The sequence below is a fragment of the Vibrio spartinae genome (genome assembly GCF_024347135.1).
GTDB lineage: Bacteria > Pseudomonadota > Gammaproteobacteria > Enterobacterales > Vibrionaceae > Vibrio > Vibrio spartinae.
In genome coordinates this window covers 3986501-4003627 of record NZ_AP024907.1, presented here as the reverse complement: position 1 = coordinate 4003627, position 17127 = coordinate 3986501, and the positions used below count along the sequence as shown (strand labels likewise).

The 17127-nt window shown below is 45.3% G+C and carries 17 protein-coding genes; 15 read left to right on the top strand and 2 right to left on the bottom strand.

Annotated elements, in window-relative coordinates:
• The 14 genes from mnmG to glmU all read left to right on the top strand — a co-directional run bounded on the left by mnmG (nucleotide 1) and on the right by glmU (nucleotide 12778).
• Entirely contained in the window at nucleotides 1-1896 is a 1896-nt protein-coding gene (mnmG, locus tag OCU60_RS17795; RefSeq protein ID WP_074373991.1) for a tRNA uridine-5-carboxymethylaminomethyl(34) synthesis enzyme MnmG, read from the top strand.
• 1 nt (nucleotide 1897) lies between these two features.
• Nucleotides 1898-2530, top strand: coding sequence for a 16S rRNA (guanine(527)-N(7))-methyltransferase RsmG (rsmG, locus tag OCU60_RS17790; RefSeq protein WP_074373990.1), 633 nt, complete (start codon nucleotides 1898-1900; stop codon nucleotides 2528-2530).
• Nucleotides 2531-2545: 15 nt separating this feature from the next.
• Nucleotides 2546-3319 carry a ParA family protein gene (locus OCU60_RS17785; RefSeq protein ID WP_074373989.1) on the top strand — a complete coding sequence of 258 codons (774 nt, stop codon included), beginning with the start codon at nucleotides 2546-2548 and terminating at the stop codon, nucleotides 3317-3319.
• Nucleotides 3320-3339: 20 nt separating this feature from the next.
• Nucleotides 3340-4233, top strand: a complete 894-nt coding sequence (locus OCU60_RS17780) for a ParB/RepB/Spo0J family partition protein (RefSeq protein ID WP_074373988.1) — start codon at nucleotides 3340-3342, stop codon at nucleotides 4231-4233.
• Between the two features lie 147 nt (nucleotides 4234-4380).
• Complete coding sequence (locus tag OCU60_RS17775; RefSeq protein ID WP_074373987.1) at nucleotides 4381-4749, top strand: ATP synthase subunit I; 369 nt, start codon at nucleotides 4381-4383, stop codon at nucleotides 4747-4749.
• Between the two features lie 12 nt (nucleotides 4750-4761).
• Complete coding sequence (gene atpB / locus OCU60_RS17770) at nucleotides 4762-5544, top strand: F0F1 ATP synthase subunit A (RefSeq protein WP_074373986.1); 783 nt, start codon at nucleotides 4762-4764, stop codon at nucleotides 5542-5544.
• A gap of 50 nt (nucleotides 5545-5594) precedes the next feature.
• A complete protein-coding gene (atpE, locus tag OCU60_RS17765; protein WP_021021406.1) occupies nucleotides 5595-5837 on the top strand; it encodes a F0F1 ATP synthase subunit C in 243 nt (80 codons plus the stop codon).
• 74 nt (nucleotides 5838-5911) lie between these two features.
• Entirely contained in the window at nucleotides 5912-6382 is a 471-nt protein-coding gene (atpF, locus tag OCU60_RS17760; protein ID WP_074373985.1) for a F0F1 ATP synthase subunit B, read from the top strand.
• A 14-nt stretch (nucleotides 6383-6396) separates the two neighbouring features.
• Nucleotides 6397-6930, top strand: a complete 534-nt coding sequence (atpH, locus tag OCU60_RS17755; RefSeq protein WP_074373984.1) for a F0F1 ATP synthase subunit delta — start codon at nucleotides 6397-6399, stop codon at nucleotides 6928-6930.
• 13 nt (nucleotides 6931-6943) lie between these two features.
• Nucleotides 6944-8485: a F0F1 ATP synthase subunit alpha gene (atpA, locus tag OCU60_RS17750; protein WP_074373983.1), complete on the top strand. Its 1542-nt coding sequence runs from the start codon at nucleotides 6944-6946 to the stop codon at nucleotides 8483-8485.
• 44 nt (nucleotides 8486-8529) lie between these two features.
• Nucleotides 8530-9396 (top strand): F0F1 ATP synthase subunit gamma, encoded by an 867-nt coding sequence (atpG, locus tag OCU60_RS17745; protein ID WP_074373982.1) that lies wholly within the window; start codon nucleotides 8530-8532, stop codon nucleotides 9394-9396.
• Nucleotides 9397-9430: 34 nt separating this feature from the next.
• Nucleotides 9431-10834 (top strand): F0F1 ATP synthase subunit beta, encoded by a 1404-nt coding sequence (atpD, locus tag OCU60_RS17740; RefSeq protein WP_074373981.1) that lies wholly within the window; start codon nucleotides 9431-9433, stop codon nucleotides 10832-10834.
• A gap of 18 nt (nucleotides 10835-10852) precedes the next feature.
• Nucleotides 10853-11275 (top strand): F0F1 ATP synthase subunit epsilon, encoded by a 423-nt coding sequence (locus OCU60_RS17735; protein WP_074373980.1) that lies wholly within the window; start codon nucleotides 10853-10855, stop codon nucleotides 11273-11275.
• A 138-nt stretch (nucleotides 11276-11413) separates the two neighbouring features.
• Complete coding sequence (gene glmU / locus OCU60_RS17730) at nucleotides 11414-12778, top strand: bifunctional UDP-N-acetylglucosamine diphosphorylase/glucosamine-1-phosphate N-acetyltransferase GlmU (RefSeq protein WP_074373979.1); 1365 nt, start codon at nucleotides 11414-11416, stop codon at nucleotides 12776-12778.
• A gap of 152 nt (nucleotides 12779-12930) precedes the next feature.
• On the opposite strand, the gene fadA is transcribed toward glmU, so the two are convergent.
• Nucleotides 12931-14100, bottom strand: a complete 1170-nt coding sequence (gene fadA / locus OCU60_RS17725) for an acetyl-CoA C-acyltransferase FadA (protein WP_074373978.1) — start codon at nucleotides 14098-14100, stop codon at nucleotides 12931-12933.
• Nucleotides 14101-14104: 4 nt separating this feature from the next.
• On the bottom strand, nucleotides 14105-16288 hold the full coding sequence (fadB, locus tag OCU60_RS17720; protein WP_074373977.1) for a fatty acid oxidation complex subunit alpha FadB: 2184 nt from the start codon (nucleotides 16286-16288) through the stop codon (nucleotides 14105-14107).
• 198 nt (nucleotides 16289-16486) lie between these two features.
• Here fadB and OCU60_RS17715 point away from each other — a divergent pair, with 198 nt between their 5' ends.
• Nucleotides 16487-17116, top strand: a complete 630-nt coding sequence (locus OCU60_RS17715; RefSeq protein ID WP_074373976.1) for a YigZ family protein — start codon at nucleotides 16487-16489, stop codon at nucleotides 17114-17116.
• Nucleotides 17117-17127: the final 11 nt, after the last annotated feature.

Here is a 17127-nt window from a genome sequence, read left to right as displayed (position 1 = left end):
ATGCTTTATCACGAAAATTTTGACGTCATTGTGGTTGGTGGCGGTCACGCTGGAACGGAAGCCGCTCTCTCATCTGCACGCACAGGACAAAAAACATTACTCCTAACGCATAATATTGACACGTTAGGACAGATGTCATGCAATCCAGCCATTGGTGGGATCGGGAAGGGGCATCTGGTTAAAGAAGTTGATGCTTTAGGTGGGCTTATGGCCCAAGCGATCGATCATGCAGGTATTCAGTTCAGAACACTGAACGCTTCAAAAGGTCCGGCTGTACGAGCAACAAGAGCTCAGGCAGATCGAGCGTTATACAAGGCATATGTACGCCATGCATTAGAAAATACCCCGAATCTGATGTTGTTCCAGCAAGCTGCTGATGATCTGATCGTCGAGCAGGATCGTGTGATCGGTGTTGTAACCCAAATGGGGCTCAAATTCCACGCCAAAGCGGTAGTACTCACCGTGGGCACATTTTTGGGTGGCAAGATCCATATCGGTATGGAAAACTATTCTGGTGGCCGTGCCGGTGATCCACCGTCGATCGCGTTGGCACAGCGGTTACGTGAATTACCATTCCGGGTTGATCGTCTAAAAACAGGGACACCGCCCCGGATCGATGCACGTTCAGTCGATTTTTCACAGTTAGCGGTACAGCATGGTGATGATCCCACCCCGATCTTTTCATTTTTAGGTCGCCGTGATCAGCATCCGGATCAAATTCCGTGCTACATCTCTTATACCAATGAGAAAACTCATGATGTGATCCGCAATAATCTGGATCGTAGTCCGATGTATGCGGGAGTCATTGAAGGTATTGGTCCACGTTACTGCCCGTCAATCGAAGATAAAGTGATGCGGTTTGCAGACAAAAATAGCCATCAGATCTTTATTGAACCGGAAGGCTTAACAACAACTGAATTATATCCAAACGGGATCTCCACCAGCTTACCGTTTGATGTTCAGGTGCAGATCGTGCGTTCTATGCAAGGCTTTGAAAATGCACATATCGTTCGCCCGGGATATGCTATTGAGTATGATTTCTTTGATCCGCGTGATTTAAAACAGACCTATGAAACCAAATTTATTCAAGGGCTATTTTTTGCCGGACAGATCAACGGTACGACGGGGTACGAAGAAGCTGCTGCACAAGGTTTGATGGCAGGTTTGAATGCAAGTTTGTACGCTCAAGAGAAAGAAGGCTGGAATCCACGTCGTGATCAAGCCTATATGGGGGTTCTGATCGATGATTTATCAACCCTCGGTACCAGCGAACCTTACCGGATGTTTACCTCACGCGCTGAATATCGTCTGTTACTCCGAGAAGATAATGCCGACTTGCGTTTGACTGAAAAAGGGCGCGAGCTGGGTCTGGTTGATGATATACGCTGGGCCCGCTTCAACCAAAAAATCGAAAATATGGCCCGTGAGCGTCAACGCTTAAAAGATATCTGGGTCAATCCTGAATCAACAGGGGTTGAATCTCTGAATGAGATGCTCAAAACGCCGATTTCCAGAGAAGCCAGCGGTGAAGATTTATTACGTCGCCCGGAAATGACCTATGATTTACTGACGAGCTTACCGCAGTATTCCCCGGCATTAGATGATCATCAGGCTGCTGAGCAGGTTGAAATTCAGGTCAAGTATGAGGGGTATATTCAGCGGCAGAAAGATGAAATCGAAAAATCATTGCGCCATGAAAGTACCAAACTGCCGATTGATCTCGATTATAGCCTTGTCAATGGGCTATCGAATGAAGTGGTGCTAAAACTGAACGCAGCAAAACCAGAAACGGTTGGTATCGCATCACGTATTTCGGGTATTACACCGGCAGCTATTTCGATTTTGCTGGTTTATCTCAAGAAAAATGGGATGCTTAAGAAGGGAGAGGCAGCATAATATGGGGACGCTGGCAGCACGTCTGACGCAGTTGATTGCACAGACAGATCTCACGGTAAGTGAACATCAGATGACGCTTTTGCTCGGATATGTTGAGCGCTTGAATAAGTGGAATAAAGCTTATAATTTGACATCGGTTCGCGATCCGGAAGACATGTTGGTGAAACATATCATGGATAGTATCGTTGTAAGTCCTCACTTACCCGGTAATCACTTTATCGATGTCGGAACAGGGCCTGGTTTGCCCGGTATTCCACTTGCAATTATGAACCCTGATAAGTGCTTTACTTTGCTGGATAGCTTAGGAAAACGGATCCGGTTTATTAAACAGGTGGTTTATGAATTGAATATTCATAACGTGATACCGGTTCAAAGTAGGGTTGAAGATTTCCAGCCGGAAGATAAATTTGATGGTGTGCTCAGCAGAGCATTTGCTTCCATGGTAGATATGGTAAATTGGTGTCACCACCTCCCCAAAGCGGATGGCGGTGTTTTTTTGGCATTGAAAGGACAATTACCGCATGATGAGATAGATTCGCTGCCTGAATGGTGTTTTGTGACGGATACCCAATCTTTAGCCGTTCCTGAACTCGAAGGTGAGCGTCATCTTGTAATCTTATCGCGCAAGGAATAGACAACGAGGCATGCCGTGGGAAAAATAGTAGCAATCGCCAACCAAAAAGGCGGTGTTGGTAAAACAACGACTTGTGTCAATCTTGCCGCCTCTATGGCGGCAACGAAACGTAAGGTATTAGTGATTGATCTTGACCCGCAAGGCAACGCAACAATGGCAAGTGGTGTTGATAAGTATCAGATCGATTATACCGCTTACGATTTATTAGTTGAGGAAGTACCGTTTCAGGAAGTGGTTTGTCAAAAGACAACTGGCCATTATCATTTGATTGCTGCAAACGGTGATGTGACTGCTGCGGAAATAAAACTGATGGAAGTTTTTGCCCGTGAAGTCCGGCTGAAAAACGTACTCTCTTCGGTTCGTGATAACTATGATTTCATCTTTATTGATTGTCCTCCCTCTCTTAACCTCCTTACAATCAATGCGATGGCTGCTGCGGATTCTGTTTTAGTACCAATGCAATGTGAGTATTTCGCGCTTGAGGGATTAACGGCTCTGATGGATACCATTAGTAAGTTGGCAGCTGTCGTGAATAGTAATCTGAAAATCGAAGGGTTACTGAGAACGATGTACGATCCCCGTAATCGACTCTCCAATGAGGTATCCGATCAATTAAAACAGCACTTTGGTGATAAAGTGTATCGTACCGTTATCCCACGTAATGTTCGTCTTGCCGAAGCGCCAAGTCATGGTAAACCAGCAATGTATTACGATAAATATTCTGTTGGTGCCAAAGCCTATCTCGCATTAGCCGGAGAGATGTTGCGCCGAGATGAAGTCATTGTATAACCAAAAAGGAATCCGCTTACATGTCTAAACGTGGTTTAGGAAAAGGCTTGGATGCGTTGCTTTCGACAAGTTCTATGGCAAGAGAAAAGCAACAAGTGGCGACCCAGAGTCAAACAATGTCATCTGACGGTGAATTGGCTGAAATTGCTATTACCCACCTGAGACCCGGTGCGTACCAACCCCGGAAAGATGTCTCTCCTGAAACCTTGGAAGAGCTATCGGCTTCGATTCAGGCACAGGGAATTATCCAACCGATCGTTGTGCGGCCGATTGATAACGGAAATTATGAAATTATTGCCGGAGAGCGGCGGTGGCGAGCTGCCAGACACGCAGGTCTCAAGCAAGTCCCTTGCTTAGTCAAACATGTGGAAGATCGTGCTGCAATCGCCATGGCTCTGATTGAGAATATTCAGCGGGAAGATCTGAACGCGATTGAAGAAGCTCAAGCGCTGGAACGGTTGCAAGACGAGTTTAAACTGACCCACCAGCAAGTTGCGGATGCGATTGGTAAATCCCGAACGACGGTGACGAATTTATTGCGCCTGAATCAGCTCGATGATGTTGTTAAATCATTGGTTGCTGAGAAAAAAATAGAAATGGGTCATGCGCGTGCGCTGTTGATGTTAGAGGGTGAGGCTCAGGCTGAGATTGCCAGTCAGGTCGCGAAAAAGCAGTTAACCGTTCGTCAGACAGAGCAACTGGTCAAAAAAGCGCTGTCACCGAAACCTGAAATACAGAAACCGATTGTAACGAATCATGCATTGAATTTATCTGATAGATTGGGTGAAATGCTGCAGGCTAAAGTTTCTGTGAACTTGTCTGATAAAGGGCAAGGGAAAATCACCATCAGTGTTGCTGACAGCCAAGCTTTGGAAGAAATTTTGCAATCATTGACTGCAAAGCTAGAGTCATAATTCATAGAACCGAGATGTTTATTTTTGCAATCATTGATTTACATTTTATGGTTTTTTGTGATGTATCTAGAGGAATTGTAGGTCCGACTTTATTGTAAAAGGTAAAGGCGGATGTATAATCGGCCTATAGTTAACGGGTGGTAACTTATGTTAAATAAATGGTTTATTCTGTCATTTTTGTGGCAGTTAGCCTTTTTCATAGTATTAGCTACCATTGTCGGCTATGTGCTGGATGAGAAAAGTGGTTTTTCCGCTTTTCTTGGGGGACTTACGTACATCGTACCTTCACTATTGGCAAATTTATATATGCATAGAAAGTTGAGCCGCGAAGACAATGCGGGTCTGGATGTTGGTCGTGCATATATGGGCAATCTATACAAATTAATGATGACCGCTGGCGTTTTAGTGTTTATTTTTAGGGAAATCGACATAAATGCCGGGTTTCTTATTGTGTTTTATTGTCTGGCTAGTGTGGTGCAGTTCGTAACGTCATTTTTTTCAATCAACCGTGAATAGATAGGATATTCAATGTCTGGTTCAGGTGAAACCACTCTAACCTCTCAAGAATATATCTCTCACCACCTGACCTTTTTAAGTTCAGGGGATGGCTTTTGGAGTCTGAATATAGACTCGATGGTTGTCTCTGTGCTTTTAGGGGCTGGCATGCTTTGGCTGTTTTTTCGAGTCGGAAAAAATGCAACAAGTGGTGTACCCGGAAAACTACAATGTTTCATCGAGATGCTCGTTGAATTCGTAGACGGGACTGTCAGAGATGTATTCAGCGGAAAAAGTGCGTTAATTGCTCCATTGGCGGTAACCATTTTCGGATGGGTGTTCCTGATGAACTTAATGGACTTGATCCCGGTAGATTTTCTTCCTCATGCAGCAAGCTTAGTTGGAATTAACAATCTTCGTGTCGTTCCTTCTGCCGATGTCAATATTACGCTATCAATGGCGTTGGGGGTCTTTGTTTTGATTCTGTACTACAGCTTCAAAATTAAAGGGCCAATCGGGTTTGCAAAAGAGCTAACACTGCAGCCATTCAATCATTGGGCATTCATTCCAATCAACTTGATTCTGGAAGGGGTGACTCTGATTTCGAAGCCGGTATCACTGGGTCTTCGTTTGTTCGGTAACATGTATGCGGGTGAATTAATCTTTATATTGATTGCCGGACTGTTACCATGGTGGTCACAGTGGGTGTTATCAGTGCCTTGGGCTATTTTCCATATACTGATCATCACATTACAAGCATTTATCTTCATGGTATTGACGATAGTTTATCTGTCTCAAGCTTCTGAAGATCACTAATTCAACTTAATCAATCAGAAACTCAATTAGTATAAAACTTGGAGTCAATAATGGAAAACTTGAACATGGATCTGCTGTATCTTGCAGCGGCAATCATGATGGGCTTGGCAGCGATTGGTGCCGCAATCGGCATCGGTATGCTGGGTGGTAAATATCTTGAAGGTGCTGCTCGCCAGCCAGATCTTATCCCACTTATCCGTACTCAGTTCTTTATCGTGATGGGTCTTGTGGACGCGATTCCTATGATCTCTGTCGGTCTAGGTTTGTACGTCATGTTTGCGGTTGCCGGCTAAGTTAGCACAGTAGGTTTGTGTCTATAGAATTGGCTGGTGTTTTTAATTATTTGCAAACATAGAGGGAGTCTGCGGTGAATATAAACGCAACTCTGCTAGGTCAGGCTATTGCCTTCGCTATCTTTGTTTGGTTTTGCATGAAATATGTATGGCCACCATTGATGGCAGCAATTGAAGAACGTCAGAAAAAGATTGCTGACGGTCTATCAGCTGCTGAGCGCGCTGAAAAAGACCTTGATCTAGCGAAAGCGAATGCTTCTGAACGTATCAAAGAAGCCAAGCAAGCAGCGGCTGAAGTCATTGAACAGGCGAATAAGCGAAAAGTACAAATTCTTGACGAAGCGAGAGATGAAGCCATTGTTGAGCGTAATCATTTGATTGCTCAGGCTGAAGCTGAAATTGAGTCTTTGAGTATTCGTGCCAGAGATGACTTGCGTAAACAGGTTGCTACTCTTGCTGTGGCTGGAGCTGAGAAGATTCTTGAGCGTTCTATTGATAAAGATGCGCACAAAGATATTCTCGATAGCATTACTGCTAAACTTTAACTAGGGGGGCGCAAATGTCTGATTTGACAACAATAGCACGCCCCTATGCTAAAGCAGCATTTGACTTTGCAGTAGAAAAAGGGCAACTCAACGAATGGGGTGAGATGCTTACTTTTGCTGCTGAAATCACTAAAAACGAACAGATCCATGAACTACTGAGTAGTTCTATGGCTGCCGATAAGTTGGCAGAAATTTTTGTTGCTGTTTGCGGTGAACAGTTTGATGAATATGGTCAGAACCTGATTCGGGTGATGGCTGAAAGTGGGCGCTTAAGAGCGTTCCCTGATGTTTGTGAACTGTTTTTTGTGTTGAAAAAAGAGCATGAAAAACAGGTGGAAGTTGAAGTTGTTTCGGCAACGGAGCTTTCCGCAGAACAAAAAACAGAGATCAGCAGCAAACTGGAGCAGCGCCTCGAGCGCAAAGTTAAGCTGAATTGCAGTGTAGATGAGGCCCTACTCGGTGGGGTAATTATTCGAGCCGGAGACTTAATCATCGATAACTCAGTACATGGCCGTTTGAGCCGTCTGAGCGATGTATTACAGTCTTGATGGGGATTGGAGAATGCAACTTAATTCCACGGAAATTAGCGATCTAATTAAACAGCGTATTGAACAATTCAATGTTGTTAGTGAAGCTCGCAATGAAGGTACTATCGTCTCGGTAAGCGATGGTATTATCCGCATCCACGGCCTGAAGGACGTGATGCAAGGTGAAATGATCGAATTACCGGGTGGCCGTTATGCCCTAGCACTCAACCTTGAGCGTGACTCGGTTGGTGCGGTTGTAATGGGCCCGTATGCTGACCTTAAGGAAGGCACTAAAGTTACAGGTACAGGTCGTATTCTTGAAGTACCCGTTGGTCCTGAAATGCTTGGTCGTGTGGTCAACACGCTGGGTGAGCCAATTGATGGTAAAGGTCCAATTGACGCGAAATTAACTTCTCCAGTAGAAGTGATTGCACCTGGTGTTATCGAGCGTCAGTCGGTTGATCAACCTGTTCAAACTGGTTACAAATCGGTTGACTCAATGATTCCGATTGGTCGTGGTCAGCGTGAGTTGATTATCGGTGACCGTCAGACTGGTAAAACAGCGATGGCGATTGACTCGATTATCAACCAGAAAGATTCTGGTATTTATTCTGTTTATGTGGCAATTGGACAGAAAGCTTCCACGATTGCAAACGTTGTACGCAAGCTTGAAGAGCATGGCGCACTATCGAATACAATCGTTGTTGTTGCTTCTGCTTCTGAATCTGCAGCACTGCAATATCTGGCGCCTTATGCTGGATGTGCAATGGGTGAATACTTCCGTGATCGTGGTGAAGATGCATTGATCGTTTATGATGATCTGTCAAAGCAAGCAGTTGCTTATCGTCAGATTTCTCTACTATTGAAGCGCCCACCAGGCCGTGAAGCATTCCCTGGGGATGTATTCTACTTACACTCTCGTTTACTTGAGCGTGCATCACGTGTCAGTGTTGGGTATGTGGAAAAATTCACAAATGGTGAAGTGAAAGGTAAAACTGGTTCTTTAACCGCATTGCCTATCATCGAAACTCAAGCTGGTGACGTTTCTGCATTTGTACCGACAAACGTAATCTCGATTACAGATGGTCAGATCTTCCTGCAAACAGAATTGTTTAACGCGGGGGTTCGTCCTGCTGTTGACCCGGGTATCTCGGTATCTCGTGTGGGTGGTTCTGCTCAGACGAAAATTATCAAGAAACTCTCGGGTGGTATCCGTACCGCGCTTGCTCAGTATCGTGAGTTGGCTGCGTTTGCTCAGTTCTCTTCTGATCTGGATGATACGACGAAGAGACAGCTGGATCATGGTCAGAAAGTTACTGAACTGATGAAACAGAAGCAATACTCACCAATGTCCGTTTTTGAACAGGCACTGGTTATCTTTGCTGCGGAACGTGGTTATCTTGGAGATATTGAGTTAAATCGACTCCTTGATTTTGAAGCCTCATTACTGTCGTTCGCTCGTAATCAATATGCTGATTTAGCAGCTGAGATCAACAAGACTGGTGCTTATAACGATGACATCGAAGCGCAGCTGAAGAAGCTGGTCGATGAGTTTAAAGCAACTCAAACTTGGTAATCAAAGTCGGTGGCTTGATTGCCACCAACTAATGGAGAGTGACGATGGCCGGCGCAAAAGAGATACGTAGTAAAATCGGGAGTGTGAAAAGCACTCAGAAGATTACGAAAGCGATGGAAATGGTAGCGGCTTCTAAAATGCGTCGTAGTCAAGATGCAATGGAGTCTTCCCGTCCATACGCGGAAACAATGCGTAAAGTGATCGGTCATGTGGCAAACGCAAATCTGGAATATCGTCATCCGTATCTGGAAGAGCGTGAAGCCAAACGTGTTGGTTATATCATCATTTCTACTGATCGTGGATTGTGTGGTGGCTTGAACATTAACTTGTTCAAAAAAGCCCTACTGGATATTACATCCTGGTCAGAGAAGAATGTTGACGTTGAATTGGCCATTATCGGTTCAAAAGCGACAGCATTTTTCAATAACAGCGGTGCAAAAGTTGCTGCTCAGACTTCTGGATTAGGAGATTCTCCATCTCTGGAAGACTTGATCGGCTCTGTTAATGTGATGCTGAAAAAATATGATGAAGGTGAGTTGGATCGCCTCTATGTCGTGTTTAACCGTTTTGTGAACACCATGGTGCAAGAACCAACGATCGATCAATTGCTACCTTTGCCTAAATCAGACAGTAAAGAAGTAAAGCGTGAGCATTCATGGGATTACCTCTATGAACCTGAACCCAAACCTCTACTTGATATGTTGTTGCAACGTTATATAGAGTCTCAGGTTTATCAAGGGGTAGTTGAAAATCTTGCTTGTGAGCAAGCGGCTCGAATGGTTGCTATGAAAGCTGCAACTGATAATGCGGGTAACCTGATTGAAGATCTGGAACTTGTGTATAACAAAGCGCGTCAAGCTGCGATTACACAAGAACTATCGGAAATCGTGGGCGGCGCAGCTGCGGTTTAAGTGAAGGTCAAATAAATAGTTTAGAGGATTAACGATGGCTACAGGTAAGATCGTACAGATCATTGGTGCAGTAGTCGACGTAGAGTTCCCACAGAGTGATGTACCTAGTGTTTACGATGCTCTGAATGTTGTAGAGGCTAAAGAACGTTTGGTTCTTGAAGTACAACAACAACTAGGCGGTGGCGTGATTCGTGCCATCGTTATGGGTAGCTCGGATGGTTTACGTCGTGGAATGACAGTAGAAAATACTGGCGCTCCAATCTCAGTACCTGTCGGTACTAAAACGTTAGGTCGTATCATGAACGTTTTAGGTGATGCGATTGACGAACGTGGTGATATCGGTGCAGAAGTCATGTACTCAATTCACCGTGAAGCGCCAAGCTACGAAGAACAGTCAAGTGCGACTGAACTTTTAGAAACAGGTGTTAAGGTTATTGACTTGATTTGCCCGTTTGCAAAAGGGGGTAAAATCGGTCTGTTCGGTGGTGCTGGTGTTGGTAAGACCGTCAACATGATGGAGCTGATCAATAACATCGCACTGCAACACTCTGGTTTGTCGGTATTCGCAGGGGTTGGTGAGCGTACTCGTGAAGGGAACGATTTCTACTTCGAGATGCAGGAAGCTGGTGTTGTAAACATCGAAAACCCTGAAGAATCTAAGGTAGCGATGGTTTATGGTCAGATGAATGAACCACCAGGTAACCGTCTGCGTGTTGCCCTGACTGGTTTGACAATGGCTGAGAAGTTCCGTGACGAAGGTCGTGATGTACTTCTGTTTATCGATAACATCTACCGTTATACATTGGCGGGAACGGAAGTTTCAGCCCTACTGGGCCGGATGCCTTCCGCGGTAGGTTATCAGCCGACACTGGCAGAAGAAATGGGTGTGCTACAAGAACGTATCACGTCAACCAGAACAGGTTCTATCACGTCTGTACAGGCGGTATATGTTCCTGCGGATGACTTGACTGACCCATCTCCGGCGACAACATTTGCCCACTTGGATGCGACGGTTGTATTGAACCGTAACATCGCGGCAATGGGTTTGTATCCAGCGATTGACCCGCTAGATTCAACATCTCGTCAGCTTGATCCACTCGTTGTTGGTCAGGAACATTACGACGTTGCTCGTGGTGTTCAGTCAACACTTCAACGCTATAAAGAGTTGAAAGATATCATTGCGATTCTGGGGATGGATGAGCTTTCTGAAGATGATAAGCTGGTTGTTGCTCGTGCTCGTAAGATCGAGCGTTTCCTGACTCAGCCTTACCACGTTGCTGAAGTATTTACTGGTGACCCAGGGATTTACGTCTCTCTGAAAGAAACCCTGCGTGGTTTCAAAGGTCTCCTTTCCGGTGAATATGATGACGTTCCTGAACAAGCGTTTATGTACTGCGGTGCAATTGATGACGCTGTTGAGAATGCGAAGAAGCTATAAGGCTGACTAGGAGGCGATATGGCATCAATACCCTTTCATCTGGATGTTGTCAGTGCTGAGAAGAAAATTTTCTCTGGCATGGTTGAAACATTTCAGGTGACCGGTAGCGAAGGTGAACTTGGTATTTACCATGGTCACGCACCGCTTCTGACCGCTATAAAGCCCGGTATGGTGCGTATTGTGAAGCAGCACGGCCACGAAGAAATCATTTATGTTTCTGGTGGTATAGTGGAAGTTCAGGCAAGTACCTCTACGGTACTTGCTGATACAGCCATTCGTGGTGAAGATCTAGACGCATCAAAGGCGGAAGAAGCCAAGCGTCGTGCTGAAGAGAACATTCAGAATCAGCAAGGCGGTATGGACTTCGCGCAGGCGGCCAGTGAACTGGCTAAAGCCATTGCTAAGCTACGAGTAATCGAGCTAGTTAAAAAACGTCGTTAAACCATTTATGACGTTCAAAAAGGCGACTTTAGGTCGCCTTTTTTGTTTCCCTTCAAAAATTTTTGCTGATGATTTAACTATTGGTGATTTCCCGTATAAAATCAGAAGTCTCTTTCCGATTAAGTATAAAGGTCGTCCATGAAATTCAGTGCCGTGATTTTGGCCGCGGGTAAAGGAACCCGGATGTATTCTCAGTTGCCCAAGGTTCTCCATACGTTGGCAGGTAAACCGATGGTGAAACATGTCATCGATACATGTCAGGGGATTGGTGCTCAGCAAATTCATCTTGTTTATGGCCACGGTGGCGAGTTGATGCAACAACAACTTTCGACTGAATCCGTCAATTGGGTCATACAGTCACAGCAATTGGGGACAGGACATGCGGTCGATCAAGCGGCTCAGTATTTTCAGGACGACGAGCAAATCATTATCTTGTATGGTGATGTGCCGCTGATTTCGGAAGAGACGATCGACAATTTACTCGCTTCACAGCCACAAGGTGGGATCGCGTTATTAACCGTTGTGTTAGACAATCCTACAGGATATGGACGAATTATCCGTCAGAATGATGCTGTGACTGCAATTGTTGAGCAGAAAGAGGCTTCAGAAGCTGAACTGGCGATCCAAGAAGTGAATACTGGTGTGTTGGTGGCTTCAGGGAAAGACCTGAAACGCTGGTTGTCTGGATTAGAAAATAATAATGCTCAAGGCGAATATTATTTAACTGATGTTATTGCAGCGGCCCATGCGGAAGGAAGAGCTATTCAGGCCGTTCATCCGATTGATTCAATGGAAGTTGAAGGCGTGAATGATCGTGTTCAGCTTTCTCGGTTGGAGAGAGCTTATCAGTATTCGCTGGCGAATAAACTCTTAATGCAGGGGGTCATGCTTCGGGATCCGGCCCGGTTTGATCTCCGGGGACAGTTACAATGCGGCTATGATGTTGAAATTGATGTCAATGTTGTTATCGAAGGCAGTGTCTCTTTGGGCAATAACGTGAAGATCGGAGCTGGCTCGGTGTTGAAGGATTGCGAGATCGATGACAACACCATCATTCGTCCGTACAGCGTCATTGAAGGGGCGACGGTTGGAGAAATGTGTACGGTTGGTCCGTTTACTCGGTTGAGACCGGGGGCTGAGTTAAAAGATGATGCGCATGTCGGTAATTTTGTAGAAATTAAAAATGCCCGTTTAGGTCAAGGGTCGAAAGCCAACCATCTCACTTATCTGGGAGATGCTGAAATCGGTGATCGCGTGAACGTTGGTGCGGGGGTGATTACTTGTAATTATGATGGTGCCAATAAGCATAAAACAGTGATTGGTGATGATGTGTTTGTCGGGTCTGACTGTCAGCTGGTGGCACCGGTCACGGTTGAAGATGGTGCGACCATCGGGGCAGGGACGACATTAACCCGAAATGTGGCTCAGGGTGAGTTGGTGATTACCCGAGCGAAAGAGCGTCGGGTTGAAGGCTGGCAAAGACCTGTGAAAAACAAATCCTAATTCATAATAAATAGATGTTGTTTAGAAACCTATTATAGTTAGAAACCAATCATAGTTAGAAATCAGTGCTAGCTAGACATGAATAAGTGAAAAGGCTCCTGAAAGGAGCCTTTTTCGTTAGCATATATTTTTCGTTAGTATAATAAAGTGGATTAGCGGACTCGTTCAAAAATAGTTGCAATTCCCTGACCCATACCGATACACATGGTTGCCAGCCCAAACTGGGCATCCTGATGTTCCATCACATGTAATAGTGTGGTCGATATTCTGGCGCCAGAACATCCCAGCGGGTGACCTAATGCAATCGCACCGCCCCATAAATTCACTTTATCATCAAAGCTATCCATCAGTTCAAAGTGCTGAATACAAGAAAGAGCTTGTGCCGCAAAGGCTTCATTCAGTTCGATGACGTCAATATCGTGCAGAGATAATCCGGCTCTGTTCAGTGCCTTGCGCGTTGCCGGGACGGGGCCAATTCCCATCACGGAAGGTTCACATCCTGCGATGGCCATGGCTCGAATCTTAGCGCGGATGGGTAATCCGAGTTGCAGTGCTTTTTCTTCGGTCATGACAACCATTGCCGATGCTCCGTCTGATAAGGCAGAAGAACTTCCGGCGGTCACGGTTCCGTTTGCTGGGTCGAAAACAGGTTTGAGCGAAGCAAGGGAATCAAGTGAGGCATCACGACGAATGACTTCGTCCTCTTGCAGCGCAATTAGCGCCCCTTGTTCATCGTGGCCTTGCGTTGGTACGATTTCCCGTTGAAATAACTTTTTCTCTGTTGCCTGTGTTGCTCTTTGATGGGAGCGCAGGGCAAACTGGTCTTGAGCGTCTCGACTAATCTGGTTTTGTTTTGCCAGCATTTCCGCTGTCAAACCCATCATCCCGGCAGCTTTCGCGGCATGTTTACTGAGGCCCGGATGCATATCAATACCATGCGTCATCGGGACATGCCCCATATGTTCAACCCCACCGATAAGACAAATATCAGCGTCCCCGGCAGAAACCGATCTCGCGGCATCATGCAGAGCCTGCATTGACGAACCACACAGGCGATTAACCGTGACCGCACCTATTTCAAATGGCAGTCCGGCTAAGACAGCGGCATTGCGCGCAATATTCATTCCTTGTTCTAGCGTTTGTTGAACACATCCCCAATAGATGTCTTCGATTTCTGTAACCGGGATTTGTGGGTTACGTTGAATCAGTGATTGCATCAAATGTGCGGACAGTGCTTCTGCACGAGTATGGCGAAACACGCCTTCTTTTGAGCGGCCCATTGGCGTGCGGATACAATCAACGATCACTGCTTGCTTACTCATACACTTACCCTCTCTCTGATGCTGATTTTTCATGGTGGATAGGATAGAAAACCCTGGCCTCACGAACCATAACTTCGAGAGATTTCGGTACCTGATAGAGTTCTCCTAAACGCTGGTATGACTGAGCAGTTTGAATATATTGTGCAATACCAATGGTATCCAGATAGCGACAAACACCACCTCTGAATGGCGGGAAACCGAGTCCGTATACGAGTGCGATATCTGCTTCTGCGGGTGAGGAGACAACCTCTTCTTCCATACAGAGAATGACTTCATTCATCATCGGAATCATCATGCGATCCATGATCATTTGCTTATCCGTCACCGGTAATGGCTCTCCCGATGCGTAGACCAGCGGATAAATGTCCGGTGATAACACTTTTTGGCTCTTACCGCGTTTATCTGTATGGTACTGATAAAAGCCTTCACCGGTTTTCTGACCGAATTTTTTCGCCTCATAAAGTTGGGTAATGATGTTATCCGGAGAGGCTTTCATCCTTTCGGGATAAGCTTGGCAAATCACTTGCTGAGCGTGATACGCGATGTCGATACCGACGACATCGAGTAAGTAAGCTGGCCCCATTGGCCAACCAAAATCCTTTTCCATGATTTTATCAATCTGGACGAAGTCATATCCTTCATCAAGTAGCTGACAAAAGGCCAGAAAATAAGGAAATAGAACGCGGTTGACAAAAAATCCGGGACAGTCGTTGACGACAATTGGCGATTTTCCCATATGAGCAGCAAAAGCAACCACGGCCGAAATTGTTTCTTCACTGGTTTCTTTACCGCGGATAATTTCAACCAGCGGCATTTTATGCACCGGATTGAAAAAATGCATCCCACAGAACTTTTCAGGTCTTGAGAGTTCGGCAGCTAATTGGGTAATCGGAATCGTGGAGGTATTTGAGGTCAGAATCGTATTTGATGTAACTTTTTCTTCCAGCTCTTTCAGGACTGACGACTTGATTTTAGGGTTTTCAACCACGGCTTCAACCACGATATCGACCTCTTCTATACCGGCATAGTTGAGTGTCGGGCGAATTGATGCAAGGGTGTTTGCCATATTTCTCGGGGACAGTTTGCCTCTCTTGACGCCTTGCTCCAAAAGTTGGGTGGTATGATCCATTCCCAACTTCAGAGAGTCAGGAACAATATCTTTTAAAACAGCAGGGATTCCTTTGATTGCAGATTGATAAGCGATACCGCCACCCATCACGCCAGCACCAATCACAGCACTATGATTGATGGCATGGGTGAGTGACTGTTTGGCTTTTTTAGCAAGACCTTTAATATACTGATCATTGAGATAAATACTGACCAGAGCGGTTGCCTGATCTGATTTCGCCAGTGTGACAAAGTTCTTCCGTTCAATATTGAGCGCTTCATCTCTGTGCAGTGTGGCTGAAGATTCAATTGTATCAATCGCAAGGAAAGGCGCCATGTAGTGAGTACTCACTTTTTGGTGAGTCATCCCCTTGGCTGTAGAAAAGACCATCAAACTTTCCACGGGTGATAAAGAAAGCGGTGCACATTTTTCCTGACGTATTTTTTTCCAGTCAATTCGACAGTGAATCGCATCATCCAGCGTTCTTTTTGCTGTTTCGAAAAGTGCTTCTTCGGTTGTGATGGCATCGACCAATCCGACGGAGAGGGCCTGTTCAGCATTGAATATTTTGGCCTGAACAATCGCTTCTAAGGCGTTATCTGCACCGACTAATCTTGGCAGACGAACGCAGCCGCCAAATCCGGGCATAATCCCGAGCCTTATTTCGGGTAAGCCAATTTTTGTTGATCGGGCTGCAACACGGAAATCAGTTGCGAGTACACACTCACACCCGCCACCAAGGGCATACCCACGCAGTGCTGAGACGGTTGGTACCGGCAGATCCTCAAGTTTACAGAATATTTGGTTGGCATAGTGAAGCCATTGCTCCAAGGCATCACTTGGATATTGGAACAAGCTTAAAAACTCATTGATATCGGCCCCGACAATGAAACTTTCTTTATCGGATGTCAGTACTAAGCCTTTGAGTCCCGGAAAGTCTTGGATTGCATCCAATGCTTTATCCAGGTAGTCCAGCGTTGCCGTATCAAGGGTATTGACCGACTGAGGTGTGCAAAACTGCAGCTCAAGGATACCACCTTCTATTTCCTTTACCTGCAATGTCTTTGACTGAAAGATCATGAATTATCTCCTGACATGCATTTATCCTAAGTCAACTGGTACGATGACTTGTTTTAGTATTCGAAAAGTGTGGTCATAAGTTGAGATAACTGCAATAAATGAAAAGATAAATTCCGTTTTTTTAGATCCGCAGCACTTTTCTTTATGGTCGTGATAGACTGTGATAATTCTCCGATTTGATGTGATTCTGAGTGTTGAATGAATGATCAGCCTTATGCTATTCCGGCAATTCCGGTCCGTTATGACGAAGAGATTAAGAAAAGTCTGTTTATGACTTTTCTTCAGCATACGGCGGGGATTGAATCATCCAAGGGCTTTATTGCGCAGATCAAACATCAATACCCTGATGCCAGACATCATTGTTGGGCTTTTGTCGCCGGACGACCTGATGACTCAATGCAATGGGGATTTAGTGATGATGGTGAACCCTCCGGAACAGCAGGAAAGCCGATTTTAGCGCAGTTGTCGGGGGCGCACGTCGGAGAAATTACCGCGGTAGTTGTTCGTTACTATGGTGGTGTTAAGCTGGGAACCGGTGGATTAGTTAAAGCTTATGGTGGCGGTGTTCAGCAAGCGCTTAAGCAACTTCAAACTATCGAAAAAAAAATCACCAAGAGATTAAACTTGGCGCTAGACTATGGGTTGATTCCTTTGACTCAATCCGTTATTCAGCAATTTGGGGCTCAGGAGCTAGAAGCACAGTACCTTCAGCGGGTTGTTATCACGATTGAGATTGAAATTCGATATATTGATGAGTTTATACAAGTGATAACCAATAAAAGTAGTGCAAGAGTTCTTGTGAGTTCAGATGATGAACTAATCAACTAAGGTCAGAATCA